We start from the raw sequence: 15680 nt of genomic DNA, 5'->3' as shown, positions 1-15680 counted from the left end.
GAGATCATCAAAATGGAGCGCCGCGATAAAGCCCTTCGACCTGGCGGTTCGTTCGCATCGTCCGCCGGCATCGACTCGATCCGACTGAGTTTGGCTCAACTGTCTTTGGGATGACGAATTGGAAAATGCTGCCATGCGGAACATCGGGTGTGGCCCAGAGCCGACCGCCGTGGGCTGCGACGATAGAGCGGCATATCCACAGCCCCAATCCCATGCCCTCGCGCTTGGTCGTAAACAGGGGATCGAAGATGCGATCGATAAGTGCTGGATCGAGCCCTGTGCCCGAGTCCCCGACTGCAACCAGCACATCGCCATTCTTGTCGAGTTGGGTGACGATGCGCAGCTTTCGCTGCCGGTCCTGCACCATGCTCATCGCCTCGATGCCGTTCGCGACGAGGTTGGCGACGACCCGCTCCAGTTGACAGCGATCGCCCCTGATGGGCTCCAGGTTCTCAGCGAGGTCCACCTCGACCGCGATGCGATGATGGCGCAGATCGAGGCTCACGAGATTGAGGAGACCTCTGATCAAGTCGTTGATGTCGAGGTTGTTCGGTATGGGCGGGGATTTTCGAGCAAGATCCCGAACGCCTCTGACGACATCGGCGGCGCGAAGGCTGTTGCCGATGATCCGTTCAATGGCCCGTTTCACCTCATCGAGGTTCGCTGGGTCTCTCGTCAACCACCGCAAGGCGGTTTCCGCGTTTGTCAGTATTGCTGTAAGTGGCTGATTCACTTCATGCGCAATGCACACCGCGCGCTCGCCTATCGTTGTCGATTGGGTGCTAAACATAAGCTGCGGACTCCTGCGCCAAGAGGGTTCGATTTGGTCGTGGGCGGTACCTAGGGCTGCGGGCGATCGATCCGCCTGACCTTGCAAACGCGCGCGCCAAGACTATTCCGCTGCCGGGGAGGAAATGTTCCGGAGCGTTCGGTGTGAGGAAGCCACGCGAATGTCCCAATTCTGACTCCCTCCAGCGTGCCGATTGCCTGGTACTCCATGCCATGGAACTATCCGCTCTATGAGCTGTGAGGCGAGTTCAGCGTTGCAAATAGCTGTAAATATTCGCGCCCAAGACAGGCTGTGAATAGGTACATGCGTGGGGCATCGCTCCAGGCGCCTGGCGCGAGCACGAAAGAGCCACGGGGGTTGAAGGCGGACCGCGACTGGTTTGCAGAACTCAGTTGGTCGAGCTCAGTTCGTCGAGAAGTCGGCGCGCGGCAACCAGATCTTGGGTTCCAAATCCCTCTTTGAACCGTTGGTAGATGTGGTCGAGCATGGAGCGGGCGTCCCCGCTCCGGCCGTGTTCCCGCCACACGCGTGCCAGAGGAATTGCAGCTCTCAACTCCCAGCCCAGGGCGGATTGCTTGCGGGCACGATCGATCGAGCGGAGCAGCGAACCCTCTGCTGCAGGAAGGTCCGGTCTCGGCCGCGCCAGCAGGATTTCGCCTCGGGCTCGCAGCAGGTCGGGCAACCAGAGTATCTCTCCGACTTGCTCCGCATGCGCCACAGCCTCGTCTATGGTGGCCAGCGCTTCCTCCGGCCGACCGGAAAGGGCCAGGCCCTCGGCCAAGGCACGCGATGCCGGCAACGTCACGATGCGGTACCGATTGGCATCCATCGCTTTCAGTCCTGCCCGCAGGATTTCGACGCCCGATGCCGCATCGCCGCGCGCGACCATGAATTCACCTTTCAGCGCGAGGCCAACGGCGTGATAGGGGGCAAGGGAGTATTTGATAGCCTGCTCGATTACGATTTCGGTATGCTCTTCCGCTGCTTTAAGATCGCCACTCCAGTGGAGAACAGGGATGAGATAGATGAGAGCAATGCAAGATGAGACCGGGTGATCGTAGCCTTGCGCAGTCTTGATCCCCTGACGTGCAATTTTGCAACCCTGATCCGCGAAGCCGCACAGCCACAAAGACCTGGCGAGCGTTGCGAGCCCTGATGCACGGTGGTCGTGGCCAAAGAAGCTCACCCTCCCCAGCTTGAAATCTGACGCAAGCCTCATGCCTTGTTTGCAGTGACGCAGCGCAGCCGCCTGATTGCCGGTTAGATGATACGATCCACCCAAGATCCATTCGGTCATTGCGTTTTCGGTCGGGCCGCCGCTCGCCTTGGCAACGGTGTCGCTTCGTTTGGCCGCCGCCAAGGCGCCGCTGAAGTCGCCCTGGCGCGTGAGAAAAATGTAGAGTCCAGAAAGCAACTGGAGTTGACGTCCTCCATCCCGCAAAGTCTCGGAGAGGTCCAGGCCGCGCTCGATGCCGGCCCTGACTTCCAAGCTGTTGCCGCGGGCGTACATGGCTGACATCGCCAGAGCTCCCTGGAGCTCCAGTTCCAGTTGCATCCCGTGATCCGTCTCGTGCAGCGAGCCCAGTGCTCGCCGGCACCATTGTTGACACTCATCCAGCAGTGAAAGCCCCAGGAATAACGCAGCCCCATGCGCAGCCAGCTTAATGGCGATGGAACGGTCGCCCGAGCTTGAAAAACTCCACGCGAGCGCTTTGCGGACGTTGCCAATGTGCGGAGCGTAGGCGGCTACGTTGTGGGCATCAAAAGCCGACCCTTTGGCCAAGCCATGCTCCAGCAAGTCGACGAAGTGGCAAGCGTGACGTCTTTCGGCCGCATCCGCCTCCCCGCCTTCCGCGAGCTTGGCCGCGGCATAGGCGCGTGTTGTGTCCAGGAGCCTGTAGTAAGCAGGCCCGCTTGTCGACAATACCCCCATGAGAGACTTGTCGATCAGGCTGGCGATCGTGTTGGTGACCATTTGCGTCTCGCCATCGCCCCCGGCGACTGCATGCGCCGCCGCCAGCGTGAATTGGCCAACGAATACGGACAGCCTGCAGAGGGTTCTCTGCTCATCCGCTGACAGGAGCCTGAAGCTCCAGTCGAGCATGGCCTGCAGCGTCTGATGCCGGGGCGACGCGCATCGCCGGCCCTGCAGGAACAGCCCGGCGCCGCTGTCCAGGAGATCGGCGGTTCCTTGAATACCGTTGGTGCCCACACGACTGGCAACCAGCTCGATCGCCAGAGCAATTCCATCAAGCCGGCGGCAGATATTCGCAACGATTGGAGCTTCGGTGTCGCTGAGCTCGGCACGGTGCCCGCTCGATCCCGCCCGCTCCATGAAAAGCTGGACGGCGGGCGAAGCCAGCGCCTGAACGGCAGATGGCGTGTCGTTAGGCGGACTGTCGAGATGCATCAGCAAATGCACATACTCGCCCTCAACGCGCAACGACTCGCGACTGGTCGTCAACAAGTGCAGCGACGGCACTGCGCGAAAGAGCCGTTCGCACAGCGGCGCAGCCGTCTCGATCACATGTTCGCAATTGTCAAGAACGACAAGGGTCCGCTTATCGGCCAGGAAGGCGCTTATGTACAGCTCGGGGTCGGGCCCCTGGACAAAGCAGCCGAGTGCCGACGCGACGGCAGCGGGAACGTCTGCTGGAGCGGTGAGCGAACCGAGATCAACGAAGCAAACCGCATCGTCGCCTAATTCCCGACGCAGCGCGTGGCCGACCGCGACGGCGACGGTCGTCTTTCCTATTCCGCCTGGCCCGACCACACTGACGAAGCGTCGCGACAACAGCAGCGAGGAAAGGGTGGCGACGGTCTCGTCCCGTCCGACCAGCAGTTGCAAGGGCGCCGGGAGACTCGGAGGCAGCACGGGACCGGCAGGAGCGACAATCAGGTCGGTGCCGTCCGCGTTTGAGCGCCGAACCGGTGCAACGAAAGTGTAGCCCCGGCCGGGAACATTGACGATGTATCGAGACCCGTCTTTGCCGTCTGCCAGCACTCTGCGAATGGCGGCGATGTGCACACGAAGATTGGCTTCCTCGACGAAGACGCCCGGCCAAACGAGATCGATCAGTTCTCGCCCGCTCACGATCTCCCCCGCTCGGTCGGTCAACGCAATCAGAACGTCAAGCGCGCGGCCGCCAATAGCGACCGGTGTGCCATCCTTGACCAGCAATCGCTCAGCCCCGATCAAGCGGTACGAGCCGAAAGACAGGATTTCGCCGATCCCTAATTCACCGCCACTTGCCATGACAGTCGTCCTGGGCGCTGCCAGCCTCATGCTCGAAGATCCGGGCGATCTTCTTTGCATCTTTTTGCGACCTTTAACTCGCCGGGACCGGCGCTCCGGGATCATATTGGGCCGTGTCCGAAAGACGTGGCGAAACGGAGGCGCCAGCGCATCTTGGTGCCGTGCTCTGCGCGAAGCGAAGAAACCGCAATTCTCTCGGCGGCAGCATGTGCAATGTCATTGTGCCTAGTTCCTTGTTGATGGACTCCATTCGAGGCTGAAAGGCGCGACCGGCGGCAAGGGATCTTGCTCCGGCACGTCTGCATTGGACCGATCCTGTCGCTGGCAGGTCCACTTTCTGACGATGTCTTCGGCGGAAGTATAGGCATTGAGCTTGCCGCGATCGACAAGGATCATGGCAGCGGTCGCGAAAATCGATGTCGATATCGAGAAAATACGGAAAAGCGCGTCCTCCGTGGCCCTGCCCAGCGGAGACGCTTCACTGGCTGAGCCGGAGCAGCGAACGCCGTTTCGGTCGCCCACCAAGCCGAAAACGAAGGGCAAATCTCCTTCGGCCACGCTCCAGTCGAGAATGTCCTGCAACATCGACACCGATGATACCGCTCCCAGCCCCCCTCTATTGCGATCGGGCAGAATGTCTTTCTGCGCGCTGCCGCGGAGAGAAGCGCAAGGATAAAGGAAGCGTGTCCGAGCCTCCATTCTGGCTTGGTACAGTTTCGTATTCGTTCGGCGGGTTGGACCACTACTTAGGTCTATCCAAAATAGCCCTGAGGCTAGTTGTGCGAGCAGGTGCCGAGCGCAGCAACTCGGCCATTCTGACCAAATCGGCCAGGGATTGCGCGCCCATCCTTCTCATGACTTGAGCACGATAAATCTTAACCGTGGATTCTACCACGCCAATCCTTCCAGCAACCTGCTTGTTCATCAATCCTGCTGTCACCAGATCCATCACCTCGCGTTCGCGCTCGCTCAGCGTCTGAAATCGGGTGAACGTCTCGATCGCCCGCCGATTGCTATCGAGGCGCATGCCGTCCAGCTCGATGGCCCTTGTGACGGCATCCAGCATTTCCTGTTCGCGAAACGGCTTCGTCAGAAAGTCGACTGCACCAGCCTTCATGGCTCTCACCGCCATCGGCACGTCGGCGTGGCCGGTCATGAATATGATTGGTATACGGACGCCGGCTGCGACAAGGCGAGCCTGAAAGTCGAGACCGCTGATGCCGGGCATACGAATGTCCAGCACGAAGCAGCTCGCAAGGTCGGGCAGTTCCATGTTCAACAGCTCGGTCGGAGACGAGAAGGCCTGGCTCTGCAAACCGACGGATTCCAACAAGTCGACCAGCCCTTCGCGCATCGCAACATCGTCTTCGACGATGAAGACGAATGCATTTTGGGTAGTCCCAGCATAGATGGGGGCAGCCACCGGACGGGCATATGACTGCGTCGGTTCCAGCAGCAGGCGTTCATAATCTCTGGTCATTAGATCACTTGTCATCATTACTCCCCTTGCGATGAGGCCAAAACGGCCAGGGCGACCGCCGCAAGCAATGCTGAAGCATCGAAGGGCTTTCGAAAGAACCCATGATGACCTTCAGCAGCCGCGCGCCTTTGGTCTGCGGCTTCATGGCGCGCCGTTATGAAAATGACGGGCAAGTCGGGGCGCACAATTCGCGCACGCCGGCGAAGCTCGAAGCCGTCGACAACTGGCATGCCGATATCGGCAATCAGGCAATCTATCCTGCGCAACTCGTCGCGTTCGAGGAAAGACTGAGGGGATGAGAACAGACGCACCGAGTGCCCCGCCGACTCCAGGAGATCCTCGATCGACTCGAGGACCCGAACGTCGTCATCGACAACCGCGATCGTTGATTTCCGTACAGTTTTCATTTCGAAGATATTCCTGCGCGCCGAGAATGAGTTACTGGTACTTGCAGCCTTTGGGCGATCCTCACGAGATCGGCCAGCGATGCTGCCTGCATCTTGTGCATGATCTTGCCGCGGTGGATTTGCAGCGTCACCTCACTGATCCCAAGTTCGGCAGCCGCCTGCTTGTTGAGCAGACCGCTGACGACCAGCGGCAGAACCTGGCGTTCGCGGGAGGTCAAGGAGGAAAGGCGGCGCTGTAGCGCCACAAGCTCGGCCCGCTCCAGGCGGACGCCGCAATCCCGATCGATCGCCGTGTGGATGGACTTCATCAACTCGGTTTCGCTGAACGGTTTGGTGAGGAAGTCCACGGCGCCGCGCTGGATGGCGCGTACAGAAGATGGAATGTCGCCGTGTCCGGTGATGAAGACGATAGGCGGATGTTGCTCGTGGCCGGTCTGTTTCTGGAATTCCAGCCCGTTGATGTCCGGCAGTTCGACATCGAGGATCAGGCAACCGGGCAGGTCCGGCCGAGGAAAAGCTAGATATTCGGCAATCGAGTTGAAGGCAACGGAAGCCAGGCCTCTTGCCGCCAGAAGGTCGCACAGCGCCGCGCATATGCGCTTGTCGTCATCAACGATGAAAATGATACAGTCGTCCTGGGTCATGCCGCATCGCCCGATTGGATCGGCAGCGTAAACGAGAACACCGTTCCCCTTGGCTCGATGCTCTCTGCCCAAAGCCGGCCGTCGTGTGATTCCAGTATCGAGCGACAGATTGCCAGGCCCATGCCCATCCCCTCCGCCTTCGTGGTGAAGAACGGTTCGAAAATTCGTTCTGGTTCGGCAATTCCGTCGCCGTTGTCGCGGACGTCGACCAGGATCGCGTTCTCCCCATAGCGACGTGATCCAAACTTCAGTGATTTCGACACGTCGGTTGTCGACTTCATTGCCTCGATCCCGTTGCGGACCAGATTGACCAGCACCTGCTGCATCTGCACGCGGTCGGCGAGCACCAACGGCAGCGCCGGATCGAGATCCGTCCCAACGAAGATGTCCTGCGAGACTATTTCGTCGAACAAAAGCTGACGCACCTCGCCGATCACCTCGTTGAGATTGATTGAAGTTCTGGACGAGGCGGTCTGTGTGAAGAGTGCTCGTATTCGGCTGACGACCTCGGCCGCGGCCATGGAATCGCGAACGATTCGCTCCGCGGTAATGCGTGCCCGCTGCAGGTTTGGAGGATCCGCCGACAGCCAGCGTTGGCAGGCATGACTGTCGGTGATGACAGCCGCCAAGGGCTGATTGACCTCATGCGCGATCGAGGCCGACAGCTCGGCGAGGCTCGCAAGCTGCGAAGCGCGCGAAAGCTTTTCCTGGGTCGCACGAACGGCGTCATGTGCTCTCATCTCGTCATCGATGTCGATGATGACGCCGTACCATTTCACGATGCGGCCATCGTCGTCCCGAAGTGGCAGGGCGCGATTGTCAACCCAGCGATAGACGCTGTCGCCCCGGCGGTTGCGGTACCGCATGGCGAAAGGCTCCCCGGTCTTCAATGAGTGCATCAGGTTCCTCTTCACAGCCTCCAAGTCATCGGGATGCATAAGGCGGCCAAGTGCCCCATCCAGCCTGGAACCCTCCTTGGGCTGAGTGGGGTCGATCTTGCGGCCGTAGTAGGTTTCCAACTGCTTGTTGATGTAGGCTGGTTCGCCCTCGGGAGTGACGGACCAGACGAGTGTCGGTATGGTGTCGATAAGTTGCTGGAGTTCATACTGTCTGGCTCGCAATGCCTCCTCGGTCCGCTTGCGATCGTCGATGTCGGTGTTGCTCCCGAACCACTGGACCACAGTGCCGGAGCCATCGCGCACTGGTTCGCCTTGGAAAAGGAACCAGCGGTACTGGCCATCGAAGCGGCGTAGCCGGGCCTCGATCTCGCCCGCCGCACCAGCTGCCAGGAGAGATCGCCAGTATTCGACAAGCCGGTCTCGATCGTCCGAGTGTATGGCGGCAGTCCAACCCCAGCCGGCTGCCTGCTCCTGAGACAGCGCCGTGTATTCGTGCCATCTCCGGCTCAGGAATTCGGTGGAACCGTCTGGGCGGGCGGACCAGACCAGTGTCGGAAGGGTGTCGATCAGCCGCTGGAGCTGGAACTCTCTGGCCTCCAAAGCCTGTTCCACTTTCTTCAAGTCATCGATATCGAGCAGGACACCATACCACCCGATGAACTTGCCGTTCCGATCGAACCGGGGCCGAGCCGCGACACGGAACCAGCGATAAGTCCCATCGTGGCGACGAAGCCGGCATGCGCCATGGAATTCCTGGCCATTCTCCAGGCATTGCGACATGAGGCCTGCAGTTCGGTCGAAGTCCTTCGGATGAATAACCTGCCGGCAAGGGAGATTGCTGGTGTCGACGGTGCCGAGATAGGCCCGAAGGCTCGTGCTCACCTCGGTTAACCGGCCTTCCGGGTCGACGATCCATGCCGGTCCGGGAATGCTCTCCAAGAACTCATGCGCGTCATACCCAGTGCGATCCGACGCACCCTGCCCTTGCGGCCCTTGAATGAGAAAGCCGGTCAAGATCGCAGTCGCGGCGAGGAGGGTCAAACTCACGTAAATATTGGCTCCGGCGGTCTCAACCAATTCGCTGGACAGCCAGAATACCGACAAGCCGGCGCCGGAAATGGCTATTGTCGAGCCATACTTCCGCAGCGGCGGCTTTGCTTTCATTTTTGGACACCTCCGGACGCAGCTACTGCTGCCGCGTAAATCGGCATCAGGACCTCGCCCTGCCAGAAGACGACACGATCGGTCCCCCGAGATATCGGACTTCTACCACACTATATCAGAACAGCATGCCACCCAGGCATAATGGAAAGATGTGATAGACGGCCGGTCGCCCGCCGCTGCCGTAACACCAGGGGTGATAACCGCAAGGAAGGGCCAGCCGCCGCAAAGCAGACAAAGCCGTCCACAAACCAGCGGGTATGCTGCTGTCGAACGCGATGGAAGGCGGCCCAAGAATGGCACATAGATGAATGTCGGGCTGGCGGCGACCTGTCGGAGTCGGTCACGATGTGAACGTCTACGACTGACGTCTTCCAAGATCGAAGCCACCAATTTTCTGCGGTAGCGGTTGCCGGCGGAATACGAAGAGGAGACTACACAAATGGGCTGCAATCGAGCGCTGGTGCAGATTTCATCCATTGGCGCCGGCGTTTTCTTGTCGATCTGTCTCGCCGGCACCGTAGCGACCGCTGCAGCCAAAGACCAGGACACCGTGGCAAGCGTGGTTGCCGACCAGGTGCGAAGCCAAGGCTTCCCTTGCAGAAATCCAAGTTCTGCCAAGCGCATTGCGGCCGAGTCCGTACCAAATCAGACCGCCTACCTGCTCCGATGCGAAGGGACAACCTACCGGGTGCTCTTGATTCCAGATCAGGCAGCTGAAGTGGCCAGAGTTGACTGAAGCCTTACGCGGGCCTCCCGCGAGGTGACATGTCGACAATCGACGTGGTCGATCTCGAAAGACACTGCGTCGCGCCGCTAGTAGCCTTCGCAGTCTTGCCGACAAAGGCACAAACCGGAAGCAACAAGTACCAGCCTAGTAAATCGGCTTGATCGGAAGCTAATCAGCGAGGCTAGCGCATCCGATCGGCCGTACGCCGGATAGACGGTTCCGCACGAGGAACACGCCACGGCGCCAGGACCAAAGCCTCGCACGGGTCGCGACCATGTCAACTTTCAACATCCTCCGCAGGCACCGCGCCGTGCTGCTTTTCTCCGCCGTCCTCGTAGCGCCGCTCGTCGCTGGGGTCGCTCTGAACGCGAGTTTGGCCGATACGAAAATGGCCTCCTCCCCGGATGCCTCCGCCAATCGCGCTCCGGCCACCTCCTATGCTCCGATCGTTGCGGCCGACAAACCGGCAGTGGTGACGATCACGTCGATCATGAAAACTTCATCGGCGCCCGATGGCCAAGCCCAGCCCTCGGACAGCGGTCTGTCGTCCGATGAACGGCTGCCTCGATTCTTCGGCAATCGAGGGATTCCGGCGCCCAAGGCACCACCGCAGGGAGCGACGCAACTGGCAGAGGCCCTCGGCTCCGGCTTCATCATCAGTTCAGACGGCACCATCGTCACCAACAACCATGTCATCGACGGAGCTTCGGATATCATGGTGACGCTGGACGATGGAACCGAGCTGCCGGCAACCCTTGTCGGCCGCGACGCAAAATCAGACCTTGCGGTCCTGAAAATAAGGGCTGGGAAGCCTCTTCCCACTGTTGCCTGGGGCGATTCCGACAGACTCAGGGCAGGCGACCCGATTCTGGCGATTGGCAATCCGTTCGGCATCGGAACGACAGTCACTGCGGGAATCGTTTCCGCCCGCGGGCGCGACCTCAACAGTGGTCCCTACGACGATTTCCTTCAGATCGACGCGCCGATCAACCACGGCAATTCGGGTGGACCTCTCGTCGACACCAACGGCACTGTCGTCGGTATCAACACCGCGATCTACTCGCCCAATGGCGGCAGTGTCGGCGTCGGATTTGCGATCCCTTCCAATGAGGCCGAAAAGATCGTCGCCAAGCTGGTGAAGAACGGTTCGATCGAACATGGGCTGCTCGGCATCGAGATGCAGCCGGTCACAACGGACCTCGCCAACGCCCTCGGCCTGCCGACGCCTGAAGGTGCTTTGGTCGCGGATGTCGGCGACGGATCGCCCGCCGCTCATGCCGGCATCGAGACCGGCGACGTCATCACCGGATTTGCCGGTCAAACCATCAACGAGCCCAAGACCCTGTCTCGAGCCGTGGCGGATCTCGTGCCGGGAAAAAGGGAAGTACTGTCCGTTTGGCGCAATGGGAAGACAGTTGCGTTGTCGGTGGTCATCGGCGGCAATGACGCCAGCGTCAAACCGGTGGCCACAATCAACTCTGCACAGCCGCTGCATTCCAGTTTTCCAACACTTGGTCTAGCGCTTGGTGACCTCGATCGAACCGTTCGCCAGGCCTTGAATGTGCCTTCACAGGTTTATGGTGCCGTGGTCGAGGGTGTCGATCCGGACCAGCCGGCAGCCACCTCCGGCATCGAATTGGGCGACATCATCATCTCGGTCAATGGCGTGCCGGTGAAGACGGCGAAGGACACCAGCCAAGCCATTAGTGTCGCAGCAAAATCCAGCAAGAAGTCGGCGCTGCTGCTGGTCAAGCGCGGCGACCAGCAGACGTTCATCGCTGTGCCATGCGGCAATGGTTGAAATGTGAGGATGCCAAAACCGCCGGAATGGTACGTCATATTGACGCGAAACGATTTCAGTCTCCTGAGGGGACGAAATGCGGTCACCGAGTTGCTCGGCGAGAGCGATCAAACGGAAGTGGCGGATCGGGCGGAGAAAACTCGCCCGTCAATTGCGCCAAGAACCCACATCTCCGATCAAGGCCGGGGAAGGTGACAGCCAGGACGAAGTCTCGATCGAAGAGCGCCGACTTCAGGGTCGAATTTCAAGAACTGCGCAATTCCCAGCCAGGCCGGGTCCCAGCCAGCCGGGCCGTCCAGGGCCTATCCAAGGCTCCGCTGGTAAGCACTCGGCGTCAGGCCGGTCGCCTTGCGAAAAGCGGCCGTGAATGAGCTGGTTTCGCTGTATCCGACAGTCAATCCGATGTCCGTCACCGAATGAGCCCGCGTCGCAAGGAGACCTTTGGCATGCTCGATTCGACGGTTGATATGATACCGATGCGGAGGCATCCCAAAAGAAAGCTTGAAGGCGCGGCAAAAATAACATGGGCTCAACCGGGAAAGCTCCGCGAGAGTGGCGAGCGGTACCGGTTCGCCCAAATGGGCCTCGATATGGGCCTTTACTACCCGCTCCTGCCAAGCCGCAAGTCCCCCTCGAAGCTGAGGTTCGGCTCTCGGCGTTCTCTCGTGGAAACGGACCAACTCATGAGCCAGGACGATGCCCAGTGCTTCCAGGTAACGCCAATTCTCCAGGTTTGGACTTTCGAGCGACCTCATCAGTTTGAGGGCGGTGCCCAAAAGCGTTGCGTCCTCAAAGAAGAGCTTCGCAACGAACGTCACATCGGTCATGCCAGCGTTGGACGGAACTTGCAGCTTGGCAGGATCAAGATAGACAAACATGAGACGCGCAGCCGTCCGCGGCGCATGCCATTCGAGATATTCGCGACCGGCGGGCACCAAGGTAAGCCGGCGACCAAAATCCCGCAGTTTCGACCGGGGCAAACCTTCGACGAAGGTGTCACCGTCTCGGCGCGTGCCCTGCTCGTAGACCACCAGCAAGTGCATGGGCGCGCGAAACCGGAATTCGAATTTGTCATGACCGGCGGCTTGGACCACCTCGGCAACTATCCCATCCGAAATCACCGTGCGACTGCTCACCGCGTCGCCTGAAGATATCTCGACACGGCAATCGGCCCCATCGGCGCTCCGGCGCCCGAACTGCGCATGCGCCACGGAGTTGGTACGCTGTGCCTTTCCGCCGTTGAACGGAGCGCGCCAATCCGCCGACAAGAATGGGTCCGTTTGCTCCGGTCGCCGAGCATTGGCCGCGAAGGCAGCAATCGCGGGTAAATCGATGTCGCGGGAGGCAGGATTCATCAACATGGCTTGGCGCACATCCTTCGGGTTATCCCATCTGATGTCAGCGTAGAGCGCCGGTGATGATTTACTCCATTCTACATCCGTAGGTGGACTTAGAGTATTGGTCTGAACTGCTCATACTTTGGTTTGTGATTGGACGTCGCGATCGATTGTAATGGTGCATGTACCGAGCGGACCAATGGGCCGGTTCTTCAATTGCGGCCGATCCCAGGTGATTGGTCGATTTGGCGCGGCTGTGCGTCAGGTCTTGATGACCTTGAGCGGGGTCCCCTGCTTGGCCTGGGCTTTTTGACGTTCCGCGCGAAATCCGCAAGCTGGATGCAAAGCCGGCAAGAACGACGAAGCACCGGCAGCAAAAGCCACTAGGTTGTGGGTGGGCGTTGCGATCGGTGGTTTCGATCCGTTTTCGTCACCATCGTGGCAGCGCTCCAACTCGTGCCAGATTGGTTCTCCGGGCCCCTCCCACGCCCGCCGATCGATTGTGAAGGCGCTCCTCCCCCCGGGAGCGTTTCTCGCCGCTCGAGTTCTTGGGCCGATGACATGTCGTCATCGGCCCATTTTTCCCTCCTGCCTTCCGAGCAGGCACCGATTCACGGTCGATCGCCGGAGCGTTGCCGGCGTCGGGACCTTCGGCGATGCGACTTGCTTGCGGCGCGATGCATCGCGCGGTTTCGGAGACAAGATCCGACGTCGCAACTGACGCTCGTCTGTCGCAGGTGGGGCCAACTCAAGTCGACGGGGCGGTCAAGTCAGCCTCAACCGCAATCACCGCGTCGTGAGGGGCGCAACACCTCCCATCAAAACCGGTTCATGCCTGAAAAAAGATCGGTCGGGGGATACTTGTCCCCGTCGTTATCGAGCTGCGATGCCGGCTTCTTGGCCGATCCGGTTGTCGGTACTTCACCGTGCCTCGGCAACGAAGTGTGGTTGCCGTTCGTTTTTCGTTCGACACGATCGAACTTTGCCTGCATGCGTCCTGGAGGCGAGGCTGCGGCAGCGGCCCAAGCGGTTGACAGAAGGACTGCCGCGATTGCAGCCCCTATTGAAAGAGAACCCATGCGATTCACCTGTTGTGTCGTTCTGTTGCACAGCGCGGCAAAATTCGAATTGGCGATAGAGATATCGCTCATGCCCGCAATCCTTATATAGGTTTCGAAATACGCTATGAACCGCTATACAAAACACATTAGGCATGGCTGCAATTGTTTAGTTACTTAATCTTCAAGTATCATTCCACACATAAGAAATTATCTGGCGCATAAGGCCAGCAGTTATTCCTGCCGCCAGCTTTCGCCGATTGGCCCGCGGTCCTCGCGTGGCGGCTTCGTCCCTGGCCGCGGGGCCTGGACAGACCCATGCACGGCGCGGCGCGCGATCAGTCGAAGATCGGCTTTCCGATTCCGTTCGAAAAAATGTTGCCGAGATAGAAGTGGAGTTGTGCACGCACGCCGATGTCGCGGCCCGAACTCGCATTGATCGGAACGATCGCCTCCACCCCGAGTTGAGCGTACTCGCCCACCCAGATGACGCCAGGATTGATCGTGCCGGTGGTCTGTCCAGCCGACGGCCCGTTCAGCGGCGTCTGCATCGCGAATTCCACCAGCGGCACCAAACCCTCGGCGAAGCGATGAGCATTACCCTTGTCAGCGGAATGCACATTGGTCAGCAGGCTGTATTCCAGGGCAAAGCCCCATTGCAAGATGTCTGGGTTGTCGACCGTGGTGGCGCCGGTCACCGTGGTGGATTCGGTTGGCAGTGCGACTCCTAGGGTCGCGGTGACGTTGACCGGACGCAGCCATGCCAGCGAATCCGACAGATCGCCGAAGCCCTTGCCGACGTAGAGGGTCGGTGTCAGCGTCGAGAACGACTTGGCACCGACGTCGGACGATCCGGTGCCGCCCAGCGCCAGCGTACCGCCTGCCGAGAACACGAACTCGTCCTCGGCACTGGAATAGAGTTCATATTGGGTGCCGAGCACCAAATCGTCGAAGCCCGAGCGCGTGCTCCCCCGATCGACCATGCGGTAGTTTGCGGTGAACGACACCGACCAATCCGGGGTGATGAGCTTGCTGTAGGAGAAAGGAAAGTCGATCTCGCGCGAGCCGGTGTCGGGCAACTGCATCAATTGGGGAAAATTGACGAAGTCAGCCGGGGTGGGAACCACGGTCGCAAGCGTTGAGGGGAAGAAACGGTCCCCAACGTAGGACGCCGATGCTTCCGAACATGCAACGAGAGGCACCAGGAAGCTGGGCACCACAAGGTACCACGCCCGGTTAGCCATCCCACTCTCCTGCTTGACGCGCCCGACGCCGGTCGCATCGTCGACTATGGGCTTCGCTTGCATCCACTGGCTGTAGGAACTGGGGATGATCATCCCTTTGGCCCTTCACGCAAGGAACGATGCGCTTGGGGCGTGGATGAGACTGGGTCGGTTCAGTCCGGGCATCGTCTTTCTCCGCAAACCAAAGCAAGGCGATCACCAGGTCTGAATAGATGGCGAAGAAAATCAGAAACGATCTGGCGACCACGTCCGCGGTTGAGGCCGCGAGCACGGCGAAAAGGCACAGCGGTCCCGTCATGGCGAGGAACTCGAACCAGTGCGTCTTGCCGATACGGTCGCGCCACGACAACGCTTCGATGATCGCCGAGTCGAGTGGGTCGGTGCCGGCAGAGATCGCGGGGCCAGGCACCGAAGCATGCCAACGGCGGCCCAGAGGGAAGAAGCATCCGAGTTGGACTGTGCCCATTGCTCTCGGCTTCCAGGCCGTCGCCTCGCGAGCTGCGGGTCTAACTGGTCGAACCGCAATCCCCTTCCAGGGTGGCGTGAGATTCACGTGCGTCGTCGAGCCGCCAATGGCGATGCCCTGCTCCGTGAGGGCTGTTCCGGTCGCCAGCAGCGCGCGCCCGCCTCCAGCGGCGGACTTGTGAGGCCGCATCGATTTCCAGGATGCCATGCGTTCAAATCCTCGGATTGAGCGCCGAATGTTGCGTCCAAGCAAAGAAATGTCTTTTGCAAATGCCGCCCCAATTCGAACTTCGCCCGTTGCACCGATTGGCTTCTTCAATTGGTTTCCAGGCGAAGCCGGGGGCAAGCGTGCCCAATCGCGGATCGCGCAGCGACCCCAACTGTGTTCGTCGTTCTCGTGAGAAACGG

General features: G+C 60.1%; 13 protein-coding genes. 2 read left to right on the top strand and 11 right to left on the bottom strand.

Annotated elements, in window-relative coordinates; translation table 11 throughout:
- Positions 1-7: 7 nt before the first annotated feature.
- The 7 genes from AC1D08_RS17400 to AC1D08_RS17370 form a co-directional block, all read right to left on the bottom strand.
- The gene (locus tag AC1D08_RS17400) at positions 8-790 is read right to left on the bottom strand and encodes a sensor histidine kinase (RefSeq protein ID WP_477228365.1); all 783 of its coding nucleotides are present in this window, start codon (positions 788-790) and stop codon (positions 8-10) included.
- Between the two features lie 388 nt (positions 791-1178).
- Positions 1179-4046: an ATP-binding protein gene (locus AC1D08_RS17395; RefSeq protein ID WP_457154226.1), complete on the bottom strand. Its 2868-nt coding sequence runs from the start codon at positions 4044-4046 to the stop codon at positions 1179-1181.
- A 225-nt stretch (positions 4047-4271) separates the two neighbouring features.
- Positions 4272-4637, bottom strand: a complete 366-nt coding sequence (locus AC1D08_RS17390) for a hypothetical protein (RefSeq protein WP_457154227.1) — start codon at positions 4635-4637, stop codon at positions 4272-4274.
- 151 nt (positions 4638-4788) lie between these two features.
- Positions 4789-5526, bottom strand: a complete 738-nt coding sequence (locus AC1D08_RS17385) for a response regulator transcription factor (RefSeq protein WP_477228364.1) — start codon at positions 5524-5526, stop codon at positions 4789-4791.
- Positions 5527-5543: 17 nt separating this feature from the next.
- Positions 5544-5933 (bottom strand): response regulator, encoded by a 390-nt coding sequence (locus AC1D08_RS17380; protein WP_477228363.1) that lies wholly within the window; start codon positions 5931-5933, stop codon positions 5544-5546.
- A complete protein-coding gene (locus tag AC1D08_RS17375; RefSeq protein ID WP_477423632.1) occupies positions 5930-6577 on the bottom strand; it encodes a response regulator transcription factor in 648 nt (215 codons plus the stop codon). Before AC1D08_RS17375 ends, AC1D08_RS17380 begins: the two co-directional genes overlap by 4 nt.
- Positions 6574-8640 (bottom strand): PAS domain-containing sensor histidine kinase, encoded by a 2067-nt coding sequence (locus AC1D08_RS17370; protein ID WP_477423630.1) that lies wholly within the window; start codon positions 8638-8640, stop codon positions 6574-6576. The genes AC1D08_RS17375 and AC1D08_RS17370 overlap by 4 nt, the downstream gene beginning before the upstream one ends.
- A gap of 439 nt (positions 8641-9079) precedes the next feature.
- Here AC1D08_RS17370 and AC1D08_RS17365 point away from each other — a divergent pair, with 439 nt between their 5' ends.
- Positions 9080-9376, top strand: coding sequence for a hypothetical protein (locus AC1D08_RS17365; RefSeq protein WP_457155554.1), 297 nt, complete (start codon positions 9080-9082; stop codon positions 9374-9376).
- A 265-nt stretch (positions 9377-9641) separates the two neighbouring features.
- Entirely contained in the window at positions 9642-11168 is a 1527-nt protein-coding gene (locus AC1D08_RS17360; protein WP_477423628.1) for a DegQ family serine endoprotease, read from the top strand.
- A gap of 302 nt (positions 11169-11470) precedes the next feature.
- Here the strand turns inward: AC1D08_RS17360 and AC1D08_RS17355 are convergent, their stop codons facing one another.
- From AC1D08_RS17355 to AC1D08_RS17340, 4 genes are all read right to left on the bottom strand, one after another.
- On the bottom strand, positions 11471-12529 hold the full coding sequence (locus AC1D08_RS17355) for a helix-turn-helix domain-containing protein (RefSeq protein ID WP_477228359.1): 1059 nt from the start codon (positions 12527-12529) through the stop codon (positions 11471-11473).
- A 794-nt stretch (positions 12530-13323) separates the two neighbouring features.
- Positions 13324-13656: a hypothetical protein gene (locus tag AC1D08_RS17350; protein WP_457155176.1), complete on the bottom strand. Its 333-nt coding sequence runs from the start codon at positions 13654-13656 to the stop codon at positions 13324-13326.
- 245 nt (positions 13657-13901) lie between these two features.
- Positions 13902-14807, bottom strand: a complete 906-nt coding sequence (locus tag AC1D08_RS17345) for a hypothetical protein (RefSeq protein WP_477228358.1) — start codon at positions 14805-14807, stop codon at positions 13902-13904.
- Positions 14800-15591, bottom strand: a complete 792-nt coding sequence (locus tag AC1D08_RS17340; protein ID WP_477228357.1) for a hypothetical protein — start codon at positions 15589-15591, stop codon at positions 14800-14802. The genes AC1D08_RS17345 and AC1D08_RS17340 overlap by 8 nt, the downstream gene beginning before the upstream one ends.
- Positions 15592-15680 lie beyond the last annotated feature (89 nt).

The organism is Mesorhizobium sp. P2_E6, assembly GCF_056403835.1.
This window is presented reverse-complemented; position numbering and strand designations above follow the sequence as displayed.